The organism is Bacteroides sp. ZJ-18 (assembly GCF_011038705.2).
In the GTDB taxonomy this organism is placed as follows: Bacteria; Bacteroidota; Bacteroidia; order Bacteroidales; family Bacteroidaceae; genus Bacteroides; species Bacteroides hominis.
Map to the genome: position 1 here is coordinate 2,043,025 of NZ_CP072198.1, position 22,250 is coordinate 2,065,274.

General features: G+C 43.7%; 19 protein-coding genes. 2 read left to right on the forward strand and 17 right to left on the reverse strand.

Annotated elements, in window-relative coordinates; translation table 11 throughout:
• Window positions 1–18 precede the first annotated feature (18 nt).
• Entirely contained in the window at window positions 19–843 is an 825-nt protein-coding gene (locus tag G7Y45_RS08045) for a glycogen/starch synthase (RefSeq protein ID WP_005810059.1), read from the reverse strand.
• Between the two features lie 246 nt (window positions 844–1,089).
• Here G7Y45_RS08045 and panC point away from each other — a divergent pair, with 246 nt between their 5' ends.
• Together panC and panD are read left to right on the forward strand one after the other, a co-directional pair.
• Window positions 1,090–1,938 carry a pantoate--beta-alanine ligase gene (gene panC, locus G7Y45_RS08050; RefSeq protein ID WP_032539658.1) on the forward strand — a complete coding sequence of 283 codons (849 nt, stop codon included), beginning with the start codon at window positions 1,090–1,092 and terminating at the stop codon, window positions 1,936–1,938.
• A 21-nt stretch (window positions 1,939–1,959) separates the two neighbouring features.
• Window positions 1,960–2,313, forward strand: coding sequence for an aspartate 1-decarboxylase (gene panD, locus G7Y45_RS08055; RefSeq protein WP_005775741.1), 354 nt, complete (start codon window positions 1,960–1,962; stop codon window positions 2,311–2,313).
• 183 nt (window positions 2,314–2,496) lie between these two features.
• Here panD and G7Y45_RS08060 read toward each other — a convergent pair whose 3' ends face one another.
• The 16 genes from G7Y45_RS08060 to G7Y45_RS08135 all read right to left on the reverse strand — a co-directional run bounded on the left by G7Y45_RS08060 (window position 2,497) and on the right by G7Y45_RS08135 (window position 22,250).
• A complete protein-coding gene (locus G7Y45_RS08060) occupies window positions 2,497–4,785 on the reverse strand; it encodes a bifunctional dihydroorotate dehydrogenase B NAD binding subunit/NADPH-dependent glutamate synthase (protein ID WP_165017368.1) in 2,289 nt (762 codons plus the stop codon).
• A 141-nt stretch (window positions 4,786–4,926) separates the two neighbouring features.
• Entirely contained in the window at window positions 4,927–6,138 is a 1,212-nt protein-coding gene (gene gluP, locus G7Y45_RS08065; RefSeq protein ID WP_005775743.1) for a glucose/galactose MFS transporter, read from the reverse strand.
• Between the two features lie 92 nt (window positions 6,139–6,230).
• Window positions 6,231–7,505 (reverse strand): serine--tRNA ligase, encoded by a 1,275-nt coding sequence (serS, locus tag G7Y45_RS08070; protein WP_005775744.1) that lies wholly within the window; start codon window positions 7,503–7,505, stop codon window positions 6,231–6,233.
• Window positions 7,506–7,661: 156 nt separating this feature from the next.
• Entirely contained in the window at window positions 7,662–7,931 is a 270-nt protein-coding gene (rpmA, locus tag G7Y45_RS08075) for a 50S ribosomal protein L27 (RefSeq protein WP_005775747.1), read from the reverse strand.
• 23 nt (window positions 7,932–7,954) lie between these two features.
• Window positions 7,955–8,272, reverse strand: coding sequence for a 50S ribosomal protein L21 (rplU, locus tag G7Y45_RS08080; RefSeq protein ID WP_005775748.1), 318 nt, complete (start codon window positions 8,270–8,272; stop codon window positions 7,955–7,957).
• A gap of 801 nt (window positions 8,273–9,073) precedes the next feature.
• Entirely contained in the window at window positions 9,074–9,742 is a 669-nt protein-coding gene (locus G7Y45_RS08085; protein ID WP_032531803.1) for an HAD family hydrolase, read from the reverse strand.
• A 47-nt stretch (window positions 9,743–9,789) separates the two neighbouring features.
• Entirely contained in the window at window positions 9,790–10,305 is a 516-nt protein-coding gene (locus G7Y45_RS08090; protein WP_005810046.1) for a C40 family peptidase, read from the reverse strand.
• A 6-nt stretch (window positions 10,306–10,311) separates the two neighbouring features.
• A complete protein-coding gene (locus G7Y45_RS08095; RefSeq protein WP_005818635.1) occupies window positions 10,312–11,016 on the reverse strand; it encodes an ABC transporter ATP-binding protein in 705 nt (234 codons plus the stop codon).
• A gap of 30 nt (window positions 11,017–11,046) precedes the next feature.
• Window positions 11,047–12,528, reverse strand: coding sequence for a DUF5687 family protein (locus tag G7Y45_RS08100; protein ID WP_005818637.1), 1,482 nt, complete (start codon window positions 12,526–12,528; stop codon window positions 11,047–11,049).
• Between the two features lie 160 nt (window positions 12,529–12,688).
• Entirely contained in the window at window positions 12,689–15,508 is a 2,820-nt protein-coding gene (locus tag G7Y45_RS08105; protein ID WP_005810040.1) for a pitrilysin family protein, read from the reverse strand.
• Between the two features lie 155 nt (window positions 15,509–15,663).
• Window positions 15,664–16,467 (reverse strand): 3-deoxy-8-phosphooctulonate synthase, encoded by an 804-nt coding sequence (gene kdsA, locus G7Y45_RS08110; RefSeq protein WP_165017365.1) that lies wholly within the window; start codon window positions 16,465–16,467, stop codon window positions 15,664–15,666.
• 15 nt (window positions 16,468–16,482) lie between these two features.
• A complete protein-coding gene (locus G7Y45_RS08115; RefSeq protein ID WP_005810037.1) occupies window positions 16,483–17,409 on the reverse strand; it encodes a diacylglycerol kinase family protein in 927 nt (308 codons plus the stop codon).
• A gap of 290 nt (window positions 17,410–17,699) precedes the next feature.
• Window positions 17,700–18,620, reverse strand: a complete 921-nt coding sequence (gene miaA / locus G7Y45_RS08120; protein WP_005775759.1) for a tRNA (adenosine(37)-N6)-dimethylallyltransferase MiaA — start codon at window positions 18,618–18,620, stop codon at window positions 17,700–17,702.
• Between the two features lie 219 nt (window positions 18,621–18,839).
• Window positions 18,840–20,045 carry an ABC transporter permease gene (locus G7Y45_RS08125; RefSeq protein ID WP_165017362.1) on the reverse strand — a complete coding sequence of 402 codons (1,206 nt, stop codon included), beginning with the start codon at window positions 20,043–20,045 and terminating at the stop codon, window positions 18,840–18,842.
• Window positions 20,042–20,686, reverse strand: coding sequence for an ATP-binding cassette domain-containing protein (locus G7Y45_RS08130; protein WP_032531829.1), 645 nt, complete (start codon window positions 20,684–20,686; stop codon window positions 20,042–20,044). The genes G7Y45_RS08125 and G7Y45_RS08130 overlap by 4 nt, the downstream gene beginning before the upstream one ends.
• Before the next feature lie 10 nt (window positions 20,687–20,696).
• A complete protein-coding gene (locus G7Y45_RS08135) occupies window positions 20,697–22,250 on the reverse strand; it encodes a DUF4836 family protein (protein WP_005775762.1) in 1,554 nt (517 codons plus the stop codon).

Here is a 22,250-nt window from a genome sequence, read left to right on the forward strand (position 1 = left end):
GTCGTATCTTGGTTCTTATTATTTTTGTTCAGTTTCCCACACCTGATCGTAGAAGCTGTTGCAAGCGTCTGCAAGAGCGTCGGGAGCCTGATAGTCAAGAACCAATTTACCCGATTGACGGGCATAGTTCATGACTTCTTCATTTACATGTTCGCTATTCTGTACTACTCCGTCTGAGTAATCAACAGCCAATTTGCAAAGTGTAGCGTAATCTACCGGATCTTTCAAAGTAGCCACATCCTTTTTATTAATGCCTTTCAGCATCAGTTTAGTTGCGAAATCAGGGTTGAACGTACCTTTGAAATCATCCTCGTATACGGAGAATACCACTTTCGCATCACGGAACGAAGGTTCGTCTTTATACGCTTTTTTGATATATAAAGGAGCCAGAGCAGTCATCCAGCCGTGACAGTGAATCACATCCGGACACCAACGCAGTTTCTTTACCGTTTCCAACACTCCTCTTGCATAAAAAATAGCCCGGCTGTCGTTATCATCGTATTCTACTCCGTTTTCGTCTGCTGTTTGTAGCCGGTTCTGGAAGTAATCATCGTTGTCGATAAAATAAACCTGCATACGTGCTGACTGGATGGAAGCTACTTTGATGATAAGAGGATGGTCGGTGTCATCGATAATCAGGTTCATACCGGAGAGTCGTATCACTTCGTGCAATTGATTTCTGCGTTCGTTGATATTTCCCCATTTGGGCATGAATGTTCTGATTTCTCTGCCTTTTTCCTGGATAGCTTGTGGTAGATGTCTGCCTATATTGGCCATCTCGGATTCTGAAACGTAAGGAGTAATCTCTTGTGTAATAAATAAAACCTTGTTAGCCTTTGTCATAATAACAATCGTTCTCGTAAATATTCTGCAAAGATATAAAAAAAAACGGGCATTAAAGCAAGTTCTCGGGCGGTATAATTCCTTATGAATTGTTAAGTGCTTGTCTTTCAGTTGTAAACCGTCTGGTTGTTAAGGTTCCTACTTCGGTATCTTTTGCATTAATTTACGATATTTCTTCTTTATATGGTAAATTATGGTTTATTTTGCACCGTTTTTCAAACGACTAAGAATCATAAACCAATTAAAATGAAAGTAATACATACGATCAAGGACTTGCAGGCTGAACTGTCGGTTTTGAAAGCCCAGGGTAAAAAGGTAGGTTTGGTACCTACTATGGGTGCTTTGCATGCAGGGCACGCATCTCTTGTAAAACGTAGTGTAAACGAGAATGAAGTAACGGTGGTGAGTGTTTTTGTGAACCCTACCCAGTTTAATGATAAAAATGACCTTGTAAAGTATCCCCGTACGTTGGATGCCGATTGCAAATTACTCGAGGCTTGCGGAGCGACTTATACTTTTGCTCCTTCGGTGGAAGAAATGTATCCGGAACCGGATACTCGCCAATTCAGTTATGCTCCTCTGGATACTGTGATGGAGGGGGCTTTCCGTCCGGGCCACTTTAATGGGGTATGCCAGATCGTAAGTAAACTGTTTGAAGCAGTAAAACCACATCGCGCATATTTTGGTGAAAAAGATTTTCAGCAGTTGGCCATCATCCATGAGATGGTTCGCCAGATGCAGTTCGATCTTGAAATTGTAGGTTGTCCCATTGTCCGTGAAGAGGATGGGCTGGCTTTGAGCAGCCGGAATGCTCGGCTGTCGGCAGAAGAACGTGAAAATGCATTAAAAATATCTCAGACCTTATTTAAAAGTCGTACCTTTGCAGCTACTCACACAGTGAGCGAAACGCAAAAGTTTGTGGAAGATGCTATTGCTGCTGCACCGGGATTACGCCTGGAATATTTTGAGATAGTAGATGGAAACACTTTGCAGAAGGTTGGGAATTGGGACCAAACATCCTATGCAGTAGGCTGTATTACAGTATTCTGTGGAGATGTCAGACTGATTGATAATATTAAATACAAAGAATCTTAAACTAAAAAAGACGAAGTCCTTATGATGATTGAAGTGTTGAAGTCGAAAATTCATTGTGCCCGTGTTACGGAAGCCAATCTGAATTATATGGGTAGTATCACGATTGATGAGGATTTGCTGGATGCAGCCAATATGATTGCCGGTGAGAAAGTATACATCGCTGATAATAATAACGGTGAGCGTTTTGAGACCTACATTATCAAAGGTGAACGCGGATCAGGTAAAATCTGCTTGAATGGTGCTGCTGCCCGGAAAGTACAACCGGACGACATTGTGATTATTATGTCGTATGCGTTGATGGATTTTGAGGAAGCAAAGACATTTAAACCAACGGTGATTTTTCCGGATCCAACTACAAACAGTGTGGTGAAGTAAGAAACCGTTCAACCGAAGAATATAAAAAATCCCTGCTAATATCAGAATATTAGCAGGGATTTTTTTATTGGGTAGATCCGTGTTGATGTTACTTTCTGCCCAAAGAGTCTATTTGCGGTCGGTAAGCAATTGGTTGTGAGATCACGAACCGTAGATTACTTACCAACGCAGATTTCCGATTCTTTATTTAGAGCTTAACTGTTCGTTCATCGCTGCTGCAGCACGGCGTCCGTCTCCCATGGCAAGGATTACGGTAGCTCCTCCGCGTACAATGTCTCCTCCTGCATAAATGGTAGGGATAGACGATTGCATCTGGTCATTAACGGTAATCGTACCTTTACGTCCCAATTCCAGACCTTTGATAGAGCTGGGAACAATGGGATTGGGTGACACGCCTACGCTGACAATGGCAAGATCGATGTCGATGGTTTCTGTCGCTCCTTGAATGGGCACCGGACTGCGTCGCCCTGAAGCATCCGGTTCACCCAGTTCCATTTTCTGTAAAACCACTTGTTTCACACGTCCTTGCTCATCAGCCAGATATTCGATCGGGTTGTGCAGGGTCAGGAATTCTATCCCTTCTTCTTTAGCATGCTTCACCTCTTCCAGACGTGCCGGCATTTCTTCTTCCGAACGACGGTAGATAATCATGGCACGTTCTGCTCCCAGGCGTTTGGCTGTACGGACAGAGTCCATAGCGGTGTTGCCACCCCCAATTACAGCAACGTTCTTACCGAAAGCTACCGGAGTATCGGAATCGGGACTGGCCGCATCCATCAGGTTTACGCGAGTCAGATATTCATTAGAAGACATAATATTGATAGAATTTTCTCCCGGTATATTCATGAAGTTAGGGAGTCCGGCACCGGAAGCTACAAAAATGCCTTTGAAGCCTTCTTCCTCCAATTGTTCCACACCGATTGTTTTTCCTACGATGCAATCCTTGATGAAAGTAACCCCCATTTTGGCAAGATTCTCTATTTCAACGTCTACAATCTTGTTGGGCAGACGGAATTCAGGAATACCGTATTTAAGTACACCGCCGATTTCGTGCAGCGCTTCGAATACAGTTACATCATATCCGTATTTGGCCATATCCCCGGCAAATGACAGTCCGGCAGGACCTGAACCGATGACAGCTACTTTGATACCGTTCTTCTCACCAATTTCCGGAACAGAGATTTGTCCGCTTTCGCGTTCGTAGTCGGCGGCAAACCGTTCGAGATGACCGATGGCTACAGCTTCTTTACCCATTTTCAAATGGATGCACTTTGACTCACATTGTTTTTCTTGTGGACATACACGGCCACATACGGCAGGCAGGGCACTGGTTTCTTTCAGTGTCTTAGCCGCTTCAAGAATTTCTCCACGTTCGATGTTCTTGATGAAACGGGGAATATCGATACCTACCGGACAACCGGTCATACAACCTGGATTGGCACAATCCAGACAACGTTGTGCTTCTGTGACTGCCTGTTCTTTAGTTAATCCCTGGTTAACTTCCTCTTTGCGGCTGTGTGAACGATACTCCGGATCGAGTTCATTCATTTTGCAGCGTTCGATGTTTGCACGGTCTTTTGCTTTTATTGCTTTACGGAGTTCTTCGCGCCAAGGAGCGGTACGTCCGTTTTCGTCTATGGTTTTAGTTGCTTCACATTCGTCGAGTTTGTGCAGTTCTTCACGTTCAATGGCTTTAAAAGCGCCCATGCGTTTCAACATTTCGTCGAAATCCACCTGATGACCGTCAAACTCCGGACCGTCTACACATACGAATTTGGTTTTTCCTCCGATGGTGATTCGGCAAGCACCACACATTCCGGTACCGTCCACCATAATTGTGTTCAACGATACTTCGGTCGGAATTTCGTATTTTTTCGTCAGCAAACAAACAAATTTCATCATGATAGCCGGGCCGATAGCAAAACATTTGTCCACTTTCTCCCGCTTGATCACTTCCTCTACTCCTTCTGTAACCAGACCTTTGCGGCCATATGATCCGTCATCGGTCATTATGATCACTTCATCCGAACTTTCGCGCATTTCTTTTTCAAGAATAATCAGTTCTTTGCTGCGTCCGGCCAATACAGTGATCACACGGTTGCCGGCTGCTTTAAGCGCTTGTACGATCGGTAGCATCGGAGCAACTCCCACACCTCCTCCGGCACATACAACGGTTCCGAAGTTTTCAATGTGTGTAGCCTGTCCCAGCGGGCCCACTACGTCAGTGATATAGTCTCCTTCGTTTAGTTCGCAAAGGCGGGTAGAAGAGAGTCCTACCTCCTGAACAACCAGTGTGATGGTTCCTGCCTTCGGGTTGGCGGCTGCAATGGTCAGTGGCATACGTTCTCCCTTTTCACCGACACGCACAATCACGAAATGACCAGCCTTGCGTGATTTTGCTATCAACGGAGCTTCAATTACAAGTTTGAATACTTTCTCCGAGAAATGTTCTTTGCTAATGATTTTGTTCATTATCTAATTAATTTGTTGGATTTATTACGTAATTGCTATCAGAATGTTCTTAGTGTGCAAAGATACTGCTAATTTGTAAATAACAAAAGAAAAGCCATCCTTTTGAAGGGATGGCTTTGTCCTCAAGGTGAGTATATTTGTTTATTTTGTTCTGATTTTATACCCCGCCATTCCATAATAGAGGATAAAGAGGAAGCAGGGGAGGCAGATCCAGTAAGCATTTTGTGCTCCTGCTATATCTTTGATATATCCGAACAGGGTAGGAATGACAGCACCGCCGGCCATAGCCATTATCAACAAAGAAGAACCGGCCTTGGTGAATTTGCCTAAGTCTGCCATGGCGAGTGGCCAAAGTGCAGGCCACATCAGTGAACATCCCAATGCTATGAATGCTATGAAGTAGATCGAGATATCAGCCGGAGTCAATACTACCAGGATAGAACCTGCAATGGCAAGAATGGAACAGATTTTCAATGCTGTAGCCTGATTGAGGTATTTAGGTATGAAAATGATGCCGCAGATATATCCGATTACAATTCCGATTGGAGCAATCCAGGCATAAGCTGCTGCGTTTTCCAGATGTAGGCTGTTGGCGTAGTCAACAAGAGTACCCAATGAAACCGTTTCTACACCTACGTAGAGGAAGAGTGCAAGACATCCCAACAGCAGATGCGGGAATTGCCATACAGACGTTTTGCCGGCTGCATACGGACAAGCCTCTGCACCACCTTCGCTGTCGTCTTCGCCGGCTGCTTTTACTTCCGGCAGTGGAGCCATCAGCGAGATGATTCCTAATAAGATGAAGGCGGCGATGATTACATAAAACGGAGTAAATAAGTCTGATACGGTAATGTCGCTGACTTCCTTACCGATCAGGAAGGCCAGGAACAATGGAGGAATCGGCCATGCTAACTTGTTGCAGATGCCCATGATGCTGATACGTTTGGCGGCACTGTCCAATGGACCGAGGATAGTGATATACGGATTGACAGATGCTTGTAAGAATGCATTTGCCGTACCGCTAACGAAAGATGCTACCAGGAAAAGTGCGAAACTTTCCTGACTGGCAGACGGAATGTACAAACCGAAAGCAATGGCAAACATGGCGAATGAGAGTGCCATGGTACGTTTGTACCCGATAGCTTTGATAGTCATCGAAGCCGGATAACCAAAAATAAGAAAAGGTACGAAAGTAGCTGCGATAATAAGATAAGATTCAGCGGAAGTGATGCCTAAAGAACCTTGTAAAACCGGAATCAGAACGGAGTTAATTCCTAATGCGAATCCGATGGCAAAGAACATGATGCCGATAAATGCTAACGGCAGAGCAAAGTTTTTTTGAGTAGAGCTCATAAAATAGGAGTTTTGAGGTTAGTAAAAATGTGTTTTAAGGTAAAAAAAGAGCAACCCCTGTATCGGAGTTGCTCTTTTATCTTGTTTTGTTTTTAGTCGATAATGTCAAATCCGCAGTAAGGAACCAATGCTTTCGGGATCCGAATGCCCTCCGGGGTCTGATGATTTTCCAGCAGGGCTGCTACGATACGGGGTAACGCCAGCGCTGATCCGTTCAGTGTATGGCAAAGCTCGGTCTTTTTTTCTCCGCTGCGATAACGGCATTTCAACCGGTTAGCCTGGTAAGTATCGAAGTTGGATACGGAGCTGACTTCCAGCCAGCGTTTCTGTGCTTCGGAGTATACTTCGAAATCAAAGCAGAGAGCGGCGGTAAAACTCATATCACCGCCACAAAGACGGAGAATGCGGTAAGGAAGTTCTAACTTCTGGAGCAAACCTTCAACGTGATCCAGCATTTCCTGATGTGACTGGCGGGAGTGCTCAGGCTTATCTATACGTACCAATTCTACTTTAGAAAATTCGTGGAGACGGTTCAGGCCGCGTACATCTTTACCGTAGGAACCGGCTTCACGGCGGAAGCACTGTGTGTAAGCACAGTTTTTAATAGGAAGTTGTTTTTCATCCAGAATCACGTCACGGTAGATGTTGGTTACCGGAACTTCGGCTGTCGGGATCAAATAAAGATCGTCTACTTCGCAGTGGTACATTTGTCCTTCTTTGTCCGGAAGTTGTCCCGTTCCGTAACCGGAAGCTGCATTGACAACCGTTGGGGGCATGATTTCAGTATATCCCGATTTACGTGCTTCATCCAGGAAAAAGTTAATCAGTGCACGCTGCAATTGAGCACCTTTACCTTTGTATACCGGAAAACCTGCACCGGTGATTTTTACACCCAGGTCGAAATCGATCAGGTCGTATTTCTTAGCCAGCTCCCAGTGAGGAAGTGCATCTGTTGGGAGTTGAGTTTCCATGCCTCCCATTTTTTCTACAACATTATCCTCGGCGCCAACACCCTCGGGTACGCTGTCATAAGGAATATTGGGAATAGTATACAGCAGATTCAGCATGTCGTTGGCCGCCTGATCCATGTCAGCCTGTAGTGTTTTGTTGGTCTCCTTTATTTCGGCTACACGGGTTTTCGCAGCTTCGGCTTCTTCCTTTTTTCCTTCTTTCATTAGCTGGCCGATGGTTTTCGAGAGCGAATTTACCTCTGCCAGGTTTTTATCTAATTGGTTTTGTGTATTACGTCTTTTGTCATTCACTTCAATCACTTGGGCAATTGTTTCTTTGGCCCCTTTGAAGTGTTTCTTTTCCAGACCGCGGATTACCGCATCTGTGTTTTCTGTAATTTGTTTAATGGTAAGCATATCTATACTTTATTTATGAACTTTCTTCTTTGAGTTTACAAAGATATATAAAAATAAGATAAGAGGATACGTCTTGTATAAAAAAGAAAAGAGACGCAATCAACCGATTGCATCTCTTTCTTCAATTTCTTACAATTTCCTTTAAACTCCGGAAATTTATGCTTCTGTTGCTTCAGCAGGGATGATAGAAACATATCTTCTGTCTTCTCTACCTACTTTGAAACTTACAGTTCCGTCTACTAAAGCGAAAAGAGTGTGGTCCTTACCCATACCGATGTTTTCACCCGGGTGGAATTCAGTACCTCTTTGACGAACGATGATGTTACCTGCTTTGCAAGCTTCGCCACCAAATATCTTAACGCCTAATCTTTTGCTCTGTGATTCGCGGCCGTTCTTAGAACTACCGACACCTTTCTTATGTGCCATTTCTTCTTACTTTTAAAAATTGATTAAGCTACTACTTCTGTAATTGTTAACTCTGTGAACTGCTGACGGTGACCGTTCAACTTTCTGTGACCTTTTCTTCTTTTCTTGTGGAAAACAAGTACTTTGTCACCTTTAACCAGGCTTGAAACAATCTGGCAAACTACTTTTGCACCGTCTACAGTAGGAGCACCTACAGTAACGTTTCCGTCTTTGTCTACCAAAAGAACTTTGTCAAATTCTACAGTTGCACCATTCTCTGCATTCTGAATGTGGTGAACGAACAATTTCTGGCCAGCTTCAGCTTTAAATTGCTGACCGTTGATTTCTACAATTGCGTACATCTTATATAAATAAATGTAAGTTAGCTCCGTCGGGTGGTCTTTAATCACTTAAAAAACACTTGCTCAAACCCGGTGCGGAATAATCAGGGCACAAAATTACTGCTTTTATTTGTTTCGGACAAGTTTTTCTTTTTCTTTTTTGTTGTTCAGTATGTTATTTTACTCTTTTTCTTCTTTCAGGCAAGGGCAGTTAGAAGGTTGATTACTAAATGGAATATGACTTTATTCATTCTGTCACTTTGATAATCGGAACTCCTCAGAATCGTTTATTTCGGACGGGGACGCTTGCCCAAATGAAAAAACGCATTCTACAGTTTTTTCCTGATGACATATTTCTTTGGATTTTTGATTGATTGTATACATGAGGAAAGAAAAATGTCTTGACGGCGGTGAAAGTGTTGCGGATGAGATCGTATCCCGGTTATTCTGTCATTCCAGAAAGCTCTGCCTGCGGGTGCCAACCGGAAGATGGAGTGTTCCTTTCAAGCCGGATTTTGAATAACAATAGGAGATATTGGAGAAAACAATAGGAGATATTTTCAAAACACAAGGACATTTTTGGTAAATGCTTACTTCTTTCCGGGTAAATGCTTACTTCTTTCTGCTAAAATGCCTGCTTCTTTTCGCAAAAAGCCCGGCTTTTCAACCTCGGAAGCCCGGCTCTCCGGCCCCTTAAGCCTCCGTTGGGCTTTTTTCTTCTCTCAGAGCATTGGAAACGGACAAGGACTCTGTTATAAAAAACAGATGTTTGCTTTCTTTTTGCACCGTTATTCGGCGAATGGATAACATCCGGTTGATTGCTCAGAGCGAACAGTCGGCTTTGTCGTCCGGAACGGAAATTAGCTGACCAAGGGAACTGATGATTCTGTCGTAGGGATAAGCCTGAAACTCTTCGGCAGTGGTCATACCGCTGGTAACACCGACAAAAGAAACTCCGGCAGCGGCGGCCGTTCCTGCATCCACTGTACTGTCACCGATGTATAATACTTCTTCGGGGCATGCCTTCAATCGGTCAATGGCAAGTAACAAACCTTCAGGATCGGGTTTATGATGTGTCACATCTTCACCTCCGATAATAATGTCAAACCAATCATCCGGCATGTGATTTTTCAGGAAACTCAGTATCCGGAACCGGTATTTGGTTGAAATGATTCCGATACGGGCCCCTTGTTTTTTCAGGTACGTAAGCGTGGGGAGAGTATCCGGGAAAAGGATGGTGTTTGCATTCATATATACATCTGCCTCTTTGGCATACTCTTGTCTGAATGCTTCCAGTTGACTGGCGTCAGTAATTCCTGTAAGGATGCTGAATGATTCTTCAAGCGTTTTCCCAATGGTACGTTTAATGGTATCATCGGTGACACCGGTGTAGCCGTGTCTCTCGAGCACGCTTCTGAAGCAGGTTACGATACCGCGTGAAGAGTCTGCTAACGTATAGTCAAAGTCGAATAAATAAACCGTGTATTTCATTTGCGGAATTTTCGGCAAAGATAGTGATTTTTTTATTTCAATAAAGCTTATTTGCGCACTCTGCCTCCCGATATCCAATGGGTACGGTAATAAGGCTCGTTGAGGCTGCTGACAATTACCCCTTGGCTGGTGCTGGCATGAACAAACTTTCCATCCTTGAGATAGATGCCCACGTGGGCCACTTTTCTGCGCGATTTCCGGCTGCTGAAAAATACCAGATCACCTTCCCGAAGATTCCGCCGGGCAACTTTGCTGCTCTCTTTCTTCTGGCCGTCTGTACTTCGTTGCAGTTTGATGTGATACACCTTTTTATAAATCTGGCAAGTCATTCCCGAGCAGTCAGTACCACGTTTCGTCTCCCCACCTCCCCGGTAAGGGGTACCTATCCACTGGGCCGCCTCCAGATAAAGTTTGTGATTATCTTCCATTCCGATGTCCACACCCAGGCGTACAGAAGCGCGGGCGAGTGCCTTATAATCAAGTCTGGGGACAGAAGTACGGCAAGCACTCAGGCTGACAACCAAAGCAGTAAGGAGCAGCAGATTAAAAAGATGTCTCTTCATACGTTTTTATTCTTCTACATTAAAGTAATCTTCCAGTTCTTTTTCAGCCGAATTATTCTCGTTCACAATGTCACGGATGATAATTCCGTGTTCAAGTACTGCGATGCGGGGACAAACATCTACCGTGTGGTTCAGATTATGGCTCGAAATGATGACTGTGGCATTATGTTCTTCATTATACTTTTTCAGCAGGTGCTTGATTACGGATTGCGAACTCGGATCGAGAAAGTTGAATGGTTCATCCAAAATTATCAATTTGGGATAATGCAACATGGCCGATATGATTCCTATTTTTTGCTTATTTCCCGCGGAAAAATTACGGATAAACTTCTTTTGCCCCAGTACTTCTCCGTTCATAAAACGTTCGAAAGCGGTCAAACGTTCATCCACCTCCTCTTTTTTCAGTCCATACATTTTGCCGATGAAATAGAAATACTCCTCCGGAGTCAGGTAGCCGATCAGAAAACCATCATCGATAAATGCACCGGTGAAACTTTTCCAGTCTTCACTTTGATTCACATGGATGTCATTAATAATGACCTCTCCGGAGTCAGCTTTCAGCAAATCTAACATTAAACGGAATAAAGTTGTTTTTCCGGCTCCATTGTTACCTACCAGGCCAATCATTTCTCCTTGATTGATTGTGTAGCTATCGATATCGATAGCTGTTTGGGTACCGAAATTTTTTCGGAGGTTATGTATGGTAATCATATTCTTTTTTGTTTGATAAATATTGAATCGTTATTTACTATCTCTGAATCCTTCCATATTTTCGTAGCGGCGTTGCATGAAACGGACATACACATTGTTTATCCACATAGGGGAGGTCAGGGTGAAGCCTAATCCGATGATTAATATAACAATGTAGGCCCATGTTTGTCCCAGCAGCATGGGGAGCGTACCATAGAGTGTGGTTGGTACGATGAAAACTCCAAGACTGATTAGCATCTGCATTCCGCTATTCGTGCTTTGTTTGCCTGTGATGCTTTCATTGAGTGGTACGGTTTTATGGTTGTATACCGCCAGTTGGAACAAGATGCAATAGACGGGACCTGTTGTCAGAAAGATTAGTGCGACAGCACCCAGCAGGCTGGCTTTTCCCATCACAAAAGCCGGTATCAGCAGGATCAGCGGAATGATTTCCGCCAAGCTATAGATATAATATTTGGCTGTCAACAGGCTTTTGATAGATTCTTTGCGAGTCATCAGTCCGTCGATATAGTTTCCTTCAAATCCCATAAGTTGTATCAGAATCACCATACCGAATCCAAGGAAAGAGTATACCAGGACAAAACTCTTCATGTGGTCATACGTACTGCTGAAACTCAGTATGATGGAGAAGATGATTACGAGCATTGCTACCGATCGGAGTGAGGCCTTACAGCGTTTGTTTCGTAGGAGCATTTTCAACTCCAGGCGCATGTATTCGCCCACTTCTCCGTAACGTTCCAGAAAACGGTATTCGGATACGGTTTTTACTTTTGTGTCTTCTACTTTATTGATTTCGTTGTATATTAAACCGGTCATCACTTTACGGTTGATACACCATATCAGAACAGTGGCTGCCAATGTACCCAGGTAAGCAAGTAGATTTCCTTCGATATAACCTTCTCCCAAGTTCATGAAAAAGTCACTTATAAATTCCGTTTTGGGAATAAAAATAGCGATGGCAATTCCACTGTAGACAACGATGGGAAGTAACACCCACCAAATATGTTCGTTAATCAGCGTACGGCAAAGCAGATACCAATATCCATTGAAAACCATCAGTAACCAAATGCCGATGCTGTAAGTGAGAACTCCTGATATTCCATAAAAAGGAAAGACTGTGAGTGCTGCGAACGGCACGAACAGGAACAGCCAGATAAGATTGAAAGAGCTGAGTCCGTGGCGGAGAAGCAGAAAGTCGAGTATACGGCTTCGTTTTACCGGAAGTAGCAGGTAAGGCTTTACTTCTTGTGTAGGAGTTTTTTGGAAGGGGAAACGTATTACAAAGTCCAGGGCAAGCGCAAATATCAGTCCACTGTTCAAAATATGATAGGCTTCCATATTGGGAACTTCTGTGCTGATGGCTTTTGCCAGACCGATGCCAATAAATATAAAGTAAGCACCCCAGAAAATAAAGGAGGCATACATGATGTATTTGCCGATTTTATTCTTTTCGTACATCGGATGCCGTTTGGCAGCAAGTTTGCCGTGTCGACGCAATTCGTTGAATAGCATAGTTTGTTATAGTTTAAGGGAGGGGGGAGAGCAAAACCACCACAGATTACACCGGTTTTCATTGTCTGAGTTTCATTCTCGGATTTTGAATGACTGTGATTCTAATCTGTGAAATCTGTGGTGGAAAAGATTTTTTGATGCTCTTTGCTTTTAGGATTGATTATTTATTTTCTGCACTGACCATTGTCACTTCCACCTCGTTCTTTTGTTTGAACAGGTCGTCTGCGAATTTCCGGATATCATTTACCGTAATGCTGTTGACTATCTTTTCGTAGTCATTCACACGGTTAACGCCGGTATACAGGTATTCGTCGATACTTCCCAACCAGTAGCTATTCTCTTTCAGGTCCTCGGTATGCTTTTTCAGCATGTACTCTTTCACCTTATTCAAGTTGGTTTCTGACGGACCGGTTTTCGCTATGTCGGTTATCTCGTCAAAGATGATTTTCATCAATTTCTCTTTCTTGTCGGGGGCTGTATCGAAGATAATCTGCAAAAATATTTTTTCTTTGGGATATTTTTGTAACCTTCCACCTACGTATACTCCATAGGTACCTCCCTCGTCTTCACGTACTTTTTCTGTGTAAACCAGATCAAGTATCTGGCTTGTCATGCCGAGCAGAAGGTTGTTTCTCAGATCATATTTGCAGTCTCCGCTATAAAACACGAATACCGAAGCTTTGGGCGTTTCCTGTTTCTTGGTGAATTCGTTCTTGTAAACACCCTGACGCACTTCTATTTTGTTATCTTTAAAAGTCTCCTGACGATTGATGGCAGGGAGTGCACCCAGATATTCTGCAATGACCGGTTTCATCTTTTCTACGTCTACGTTACCGACAAAGATGAATGTGAAGTCGCTTGCATCTTTAAAACGATCCTGATACATAGACAGAATCTTATTGTAATCCATCTGATCCACCATATCGGCTTTTATGCGTCTGGCTCTCGGATGATTCATATAAACACCGGCCTGAATGGAGTCGTTGAATGCCACATTCGGATTCAGTTCCTGATTCTTTAACGTGGCTTTACTACGACTTTTATAAGATGCAAATGCATCGTTGTCTCTGCGCGGGGCGGTGAATGTGAGGTAAGTGAGTTGCATCATCGTTTCAAAATCTTTGGGAGAGCAACTTCCTGAAACGTTTTCGGTCGTGAGTGAGATATTGTAATTGACCGATGCTTTCTTTCCGGCAAGCACTTTCTCAAGATCTACCGCACTGAAGTTACCTAAGCCACCGGCGCCGACAGCATCCAGACCACTTATATTAATGATTTCCGAATCGGGGAATAAAGAACTGCCTCCCAGACTGACACCTTTCATACGGATTTCGTCTGCTTTGAAATCGGTCTTTTTTATAATTACCTTTACCCCGTTAGATAGAGTCAGAGTAGTTGTTCCAAAGATATCATCTTTCGTTTCGGAAACAATTTTCCCCCCTTTCGGAGCTTCGGCCATCAAAGGTTCGTCTGATACCTTGTCTACATAAGCAGTCAGTTTCTCCGCTTTTGCATCTTTCAGCAGTTTGTTTATGGTCGCTTCGGAAGGCAGTTTCAGACCTTCTTTTTCAGGAGCGAAAAGAGCTACTACCTGATTATTGTCCGTAATAAGCCCTTTCATCAATTGGTTGATTGCTGCCACCGGAATATTTGGAGCTATCTGATTGATAAAAGTATATTCGTTTTCAATACCCGGTATTGGTTCGTTATCAAGGAAGTGACGGACATATTCGTCCACATATTTATTATTTTTCTGTTTATCCCGTTCGTTGTAAGCCGATTCCAATTGGCGTAGGTATTCTGCACGGGCACGGTTGTATTCTGTTTCGGTAAAGCCGAACTGGCGGGCACGTTCTATTTCGCGCAGCAGGGTGGCGATACCATTATCTATGCTGTCTTCTTTGCAGACCACAACTCCGAGAAAGGCATCCTTGGTTTTGGATACGAAAAAGTTGCCGTCTTGCGTTCCGGCATAGATATAAGGCGGGTTAGCCGTTTGTGCCAATTCATTTAAACGTGCGTTCAGCATACTGCTGATCAGATCCTTGGCATACTGCTGTATCAGGTAGTCCACATTGCCTTTCTGATTATCAGGAATTGCTTCGTGCTTATTGAAAAGAAGAACCTGTACATGAGGTTGTTCCTTATCTTTCAGGATACAGATGATCGGTTCTTTATTATCGGCAACCGGATAATAGATGCGTTCGGCGGCATTCGGCTGTGCCGGAATATCGGCGAACATTGTTTTGATCTTGGCTTCTACGGCATCTACGTCGATATCACCGACAATGACGATTCCCTGTAGGTCCGGACGGTACCACTTTTCATAGTAGTCTCTCAGTGTTTGTGGTTTGAAGTTCATCACTACGTCCATGGTTCCAATGGGGAAACTGTTGGCATATTTATCGCCCGGATACATCATCGGTAGAAGTTTCTCTTGCATACGCATCATGGCACTCATACGGGTACGCCATTCCTCATTGATGACACCTCGTTCTTTATCAATTTCCTTCGGATCGAGGGTCAGGTCATTGCTCCAGTCGTGGAGGATCAGTAAACAAGAATCTACTGCTCCGGGGGTGTTGACCGGTACATTGGAGATGTTGTAAACCGTTTCGTCGATGGAAGTATATGCATTCAGATTCTCACCGAACTTTACTCCGATACGTTCCAGATACTGTTTCAGCGCATCACCCGGGAAGTGAGTGGTCCCATTGAAACACATATGTTCCAGAAAGTGTGCCAATCCACGTTGGTTTTCTTCTTCTTGGATAGAGCCCACTTTCTGGGCAATGTAGAAGTCGGCACGGTTGGCGGGCAGATTGTTCTTACGGATGTAGTAAGTCAGACCATTGTCTAACTTTCCGATACGTACATTCTTGTCAATAGGGATGGGCGGCATTTGCTGTGCAAAGGCCTGCTGGAAGTTGCAGCACAGGATGACTGCAACGAAAAGTAAACCACGGAATAAATGTTTCATTGCTATACTGTTTTTGAATTCTATCTACCGCAGCATACACTGATCACACTCTCGTTTTTGATGTTTTTATATACAAGATTCTGTGCTTTCAGTGCGTTCTGTGGTGAATAATCTTGTTTCTGTTTTTTCTATCAGTCGCATTGCCGGGAAGTAAATCACATAATCGCTTCTCTAATTTTCACCAGTTTAGTCAATAATCCTTCCAATAGGTCAAGCTTCAGCATATTGGCACCGTCACTCTTGGCTACTGTGGGATTTTCGTGCGTTTCAATGAAAAGTCCGTCGACGCCGACAGCGATACCGGCTTTGGCCACCGTCTCAATCAATTGCGGCATTCCTCCCGTTACTCCATTTGTCTGATTAGGTTGTTGCAATGAGTGGGTTACATCCAGAATGACCGGATAACCAAAAGATTGCATTTCCGGTATACCCCTGTAATCAATCACCAAGTCCTGATAACCAAATGTTGTTCCACGTTCAGTCAGCATCACGTTCTTGTTTCCGGCTTCTATCACTTTGTCGGCTGCAAATTGCATGGCGAGTGGGGAGAGAAACTGTCCTTTTTTGATATTAATCGTTTTTCCGGTTTTAGCTGCCGCCACCAGCAAGTCCGTCTGTCGGCACAAGAAGGCCGGGATTTGCAGAATATCTACATAACTGGCCGCCATGGCCGCTTCGTCGGCAGCGTGAATATCTGTTACGGTAGGTATTCCGAAGGCTTTGTGCACTTTTTCGAGAACCTTTAATGCCTTTTCATCACCAATTCCCATGAATGAATCCATGCGTGAGCGGTTAGCTTTGCGATATGAACCTTTGAATACATAAGGAATTCCCAGTTTATCGGTGATGTTTACTATTCTTTCGGCAATTCGCATGGCCATCTCTTCACCTTCGATAACGCATGGTCCGGCCAATAGGAAAAAGTTTCCCGTCTTATTGTTTTTCAGTTGTTCTATCATAACATTTATATTTTATCAATTGGGTATAATCAATGTGGTTGCTTCCGGAATAATTCCTATTTCGATGGGAAAATGACGTGGCAGGAGACGTCCGTCAAGGTCGACTGCGGCATTTTGTGCACGCAATACCTTTACTTTCCGGGTGCGATAAGACTTCACGACTTTATGATTCAGGATACGTCCCTGGATAAGCATCCAAAGTCCGGATATTATTTGCAGGAACTCAGGACGGTAGATGACTGATACATCTAACCAGCCATTATAAGGAACAGCGCTTGGAGTTTGTCCGTATCCGGTAGCGCTTCCTACACAGACTGTCATGATCCGGCCGCGTATATGTTCGTCGTTAATCTTGAGATGTGAGCGATATAGCTTACGTTCGAATATCAACAGGAAAAGAGCTGCCAGGTAGGAGAGGAACTTTACGCCCCAGAAACGTTTGGTTTGATCGGTGATTTTTACGATACGTGCCCCTAACCCTATGTTAACGGCATTCAGGAAATAACGTCGCCGATGCTTCTCGCCATCGTAAAAATTGCAGTAACCTACATCTATTTTCTTTCGGCGGTTGTTAATGATCCAGTCCACTGCCTGCTTATATTCCAGGTTCAGTTCCCAATATCTGGCAAAGTCGTTTCCAATTCCGTTAGGGATGATACCAATGGCTATTTCGTCTTTTTTTTCTGCATTCGAGCTCATAATGCCGTTGATGGCGTCATTCAGTGCACCGTCTCCCCCCACAACTACGATGGTTCGGTAACCATTGTTGGCCAAAATTCCGGCAAGTCGTTCTACTGAACCGAAACCTTCGGACTGCACATAGTCGTATGACACTCCTTTAGAGTCCATGTACTCTTTAATTTCTTTCCATCGTTTCTGCACTTTTCGTGTGCCTGCTTTGGGATTGTAGATTACACCCCATTTCCCAGGTTCTACGCTCATGGATTTTACATTTATTATTTCGTACTTCTAATTCAATCTCTCTGTCAGCGAACCGGTTTCTTGCTTAAGCGGTAGATCATTCGTTTATTAACAACGGACTTACCGTACTTTAACCGTCTGACATTGGTTATTTATTAGCTTTTCCCTCGTCCTTTAGCTCGTCCCGCATACGCGGGCTCATCGTCCCGCCTGCCTGGGCTCATTAGCCCGCGTACGCGGGCTAATGAGCCCAGGCAGGCGGGACGAGTTGATGAACAAAGCAAAGGCTGTTAAGAACTTCGCCAAAGTTACTAAAACTCTTTGAGTTTCTGCTTTACAAAGTTAATCTTTTCCTCCATCGGAAGTGAAGCATTTACCCAATGAATGGTAAAGCCCCTTCGCTCCATTCCCCTAAACCAGGTCATTTGCCGTTTGGCAAACTGATGAATGGCAGTTTCCAAGCCCGTGAACATTTCCTTATACGTCATTTTCCCAATAACATGCAGAGTCAGGTATTTGTATTCCAACCCATAATAAATCAGATCATCCGGATGGATTCCTTGTGCCAATAAGCGGCGTACCTCTTCTATCATGCCGTCATCCAGCCTTTGCTTCAGCCGGCGGGTGATTTTTTCCCGTCGTAACTCCCGGTCGATGTCCACTCCGATAATCAGGCTGTTCAGTTGTGGAAACTCTCTTTCTTCTATCGGCGTCTTTGCGTAATATTCTTCAATTTCGATGGCGCGGATTGCCCGTTTAACGGTATCTACATCTGTCGAGTTATGAAGTGTCTTATACTGGCTTAATATGCCGGTCAGTTCTTCCAATGATTTTTCCGCCAGACGTGTGCGCAATTCTTGATTTTCGGGGACGGGAATCAGGCGATATCCTTTCAGTACCGATTCCAGATACAGTCCCGTACCTCCACATAGAACGGGAAGGCGCCCTTTTTGTTTAATAGTCTCGTAAGCTGTCAGGAAATCACGTTGATACTCAAAAACATTGTATTTATAACCCGGGTCGGCAATATCGATCAAGTGATAGGGAATTTGCTGCCCGTTGATGGTGTAATCTTCCAGATCTTTGCCTGTTCCGAGGTCCATTCCCCGGTAAATCTGGCGTGAATCGGCACTGATGATTTCAGTATCTAAGTCTGCAGCTAATGCGGCAGCAAAAGGGGTTTTACCTGAAGCGGTGGGGCCAAGTATGGCAATCAGATCATAGTCCGGCATGGTCATAACTTTATTAATGATTGGACAAAGATATGAAAAAGGAAGTGAAAAGCAGATGTTAAACTCTTAAATGGTGTTATAAAACATGCTTTTTTTCTTGTATTATTTGCAGATAACCAAAGAGTGCGTATCTTTGCAATGTGTTTTTCATAGTATTAGATTTAAGGTTAACAAAGGTTGGAGCAAGGCGTTGCTCCTTTTTTTATGTCCTAATCTCTCTTATGCGTTGTGCATCCATATAGATAACATCTTCTTTTTCAAAACAATGATATTGATGAATGATACCAGTAAGAACAGCAATATGCCGATAGTGAATGTGGGCCAAAGTGATCCGGAGGGTATCTGTGGGAAAAGTGAGTTTAGTGTTTCGAGATAAGATGCACGTGTCCACGAAACAATTCCTATGGATAATAACATCACTACAATATTAAGTCCTACTGTCAGGGTCTGATAGGGGAGTGCCACTTTCGAAGGGCTGTATCCTATCAGAAGCAGGCTTTCCAGCTTGGTGGTGTTTTTTTGCAGTAACAAGAAAATGCTGAGCATCAATATATAGAAAGAGAGCAAGCTGATGAATAGTCCCACAGCCAGAACGATACCCACAATCAGTCTCAGGAAATAAGTCGTTTTACCGGCATCCAGTTTCCCGTCTTCCGTTTCATAACCTTTCTGCTGAAAATATTTTGCGATAGAGGCGTCAGCCGGGTTGTTTACTTCAACAATCAGTCGTGAAGGATCTGCCTGACGATCCGGTGCGAAGTTCTTGTTAGCCCAATCCATGAACGATTGTGGAACCAGAATGGTGTTCAACCGGTTGGAAAAGCCGACGATATTCCCCTTGTATTGCTCTACCCGTCCATTCCCCTTCATCAGGATGTCCATCTGGATCAGACTCATCAGGCCTTCCGAGAGTTTAGGCAGGTTTCGGCTTTGAGCAAAACCAAAGTTATACAGGTTCAGATAATTGCGTGGAATGATGATGGGGAGGGTATGGGTATTTTCATCGAAGTACCATTTGTTGAGGTTGACGTCTACGAATTCGTCAGGGACGGCTTCGAAAAACATTTCCGTAGAAAGGTGTACTCCTGCTTCCTGCATTCCCAGACCGGCGGATACTTTAAATTGCGAAGGGGTGAAAGCGCCTACTGTTCGGGTGAATGACTGTTGTTTCAGTTCCTCGATTTCTTTGGGGGAGAAGGTGTTATTCTTACCTGCGAAAGTGCCTAATGTGCTGATTCTCTTGGTAGCAATAATATAATCTTTCTTCATGAAACTATCCCCTTCGGTAAAGATGGGAAGTACATCTTTGTAGAATTGTGCGCTGAGCAACACAATGACCATCCCGAAAAGGTTGGCAAAAAAGAAACCGGTCAACTGACCGATGCTGATATGCTGGCGGAGCAGCTTCCAGACTAAGTTGTTCATAATTTTAATATTCTGTCATACTTTAACTCGATATGCTTTCCGATGGACGTCACGATGATACCCGCCCCTTGTTTCTCGGCTTCTCCCGTCACTAACTCTTCCATGATATGTGCGTTGTCATCGTCAAGATGGCTGATGGGTTCATCCAGGAAAATAAAGTCGAAGGGTTGACAAAGTGACCGGATGAACGCCACTCTTTGTTGTTGTCCGAAAGATAGTTTTCCTGCTTTTACATTCAACTTGTCCGAAAGTCCCAGTGCTTCGAACAATGCCAATACCTCTTTCCGGGTTTTATATCCGGTTAGGTTATTCTTTAACCGGATATTTTCGATGGCAGTCAGCTCTGTGAAAATGCGCAAATCCTGAAATAGCATACTCAGTGAATGTTTCCTGAGTTCAACCCATTGCTTCACCGAGTATGCTTTTATATTGGTTTCATCGAAATTGATAATTCCTTGATAGTCGTTTCGGTAGCCATAGATATAGCTGCATAGCGATGATTTTCCGGTACCGGATGCTGCTTCGATCAAGTAAGATTTTCCTTTATGGAAAAAGAGGTCTTGATGCCATACATCCGAAATGACCGAGTTACGCTCAGCAAACACTTGGGGAAGTGTTTGCTGTAAGTGAATGCTGTTCATACGCTGAAGGTTACATGCCGGCAAATTGCTTGGCAAAGTCTACTATCTGTTTTAAAGCGTTGACATCTTTGTTTTTCAGGAGAATGGCTGTTTCAGTCTTACCTTCGCTGTCACTGAATGCTTCAATATAAGAAATCTGTGAAGCAAGTTTATAGTAAGTCTGGTATTCTTCGCCACCGAAACCGGTTATCATTTTCACGACAGGAAGATCTAAAATGGCATCCATGTTGATGACAAAGAACACATTTTTGCCCTTCATATCCGATACATATCCGGCATCTTTGATTGATTTGTCTACCGGCTTACTGATATTCTTGTAGAGGAGCTCGTCATTGGTGGCATACATTTGTTTGTTACGGATGCCAAAGAACACATTATTGGTGTTGGACTTATAAACGTATTCATTTTCGCCCAGTTGGATGATGTCTTCATTTCTACCTAATTTCAATTCTTTCTTTTTATCGTACAATGCTTTCAAGGCATTTCCGTTCTTTGCGTCGGCATAAGCAGCGAAAGTGGGTGCACTGTTCATGGTTACGTTAATCAGACCGATAGAGATATCACCATCGAAAGATGCGAATAAACTTTTCACCTCCTCGGCTTTTGCAAGTGAAACGTTTCTGCGGAATTCTTCGTTGTTGAGCAATAGGTCATAGAATGCTGCCCCGTTGACTCCTATGTTTAGAAAGGCAAGAGTCGATTCCGGGAAATTCTGGAGGAAAGTTGTATTTAGTTTTTTCACAGCTTGAGCCTGCTTCTTTAGCAGTGCGTCTGTTTCGGCGTTATCCGAATAAGTTTCAATCTGCAGAGCTATCTTTCCTTTCTCAAAGTTGAGATTGCCTACGGCCATTACTTCGCTTAGATCGAGTTGTGAAGAAAGTCCCATACTGATTTGTTGTGAGTATATCTTAGGAACAGCATCCATTGAAGCAAAGAAGTTAATGTCCCCTTTTTGATTTTGCATCTTTTTGAAACCGCTGTTCTTCATGATACTGTTCTCTTCCGTCTGTTTTAATAAAGTAGAGATGGTTTGTTTGGCAACATCCATTTGTGAAGTTCCGTAGGCTTCTGTCAAGACTGCTGCGTTTTCATTAAAAACCAACAGGCTGTTTTTTTGCAGAGTAGTGAAACTATATCCGTCTTCTTCTGCTATCGGCTGGCAGATTCCCTCTTTGGCCATTAAGTCAAGAGAAGCACGCAAGTCGTCGATATTGCTAACCTTGGCAACCATAGCGGGGGTAATGAACGTTTTGGAAGTAAACACAAAGACGGGGGCCTTGATATCGATACCCGATTGGGAAGGATCCTTCATTATCTTTTCCAATTGCTGGAAGGCGGCCGCATTCATTCCGCTTTTCAGGGCTTCCATCATTTTTTGTTTCATTCCTTCGTTTTCTTTATCATTCAGGCCGGCTTTGTCGGCAAGCGTATTCAGATTGACGGAGGCAACAGCCGAAGCGTCAGCAGGAATCACATGGATATATTCCGCTTTCTTTGAGCAGGCTGCCATGAAAACAATCAGTACTCCCAGTACCGAAAGTCGGGAAATCATTCGTTTTACCAT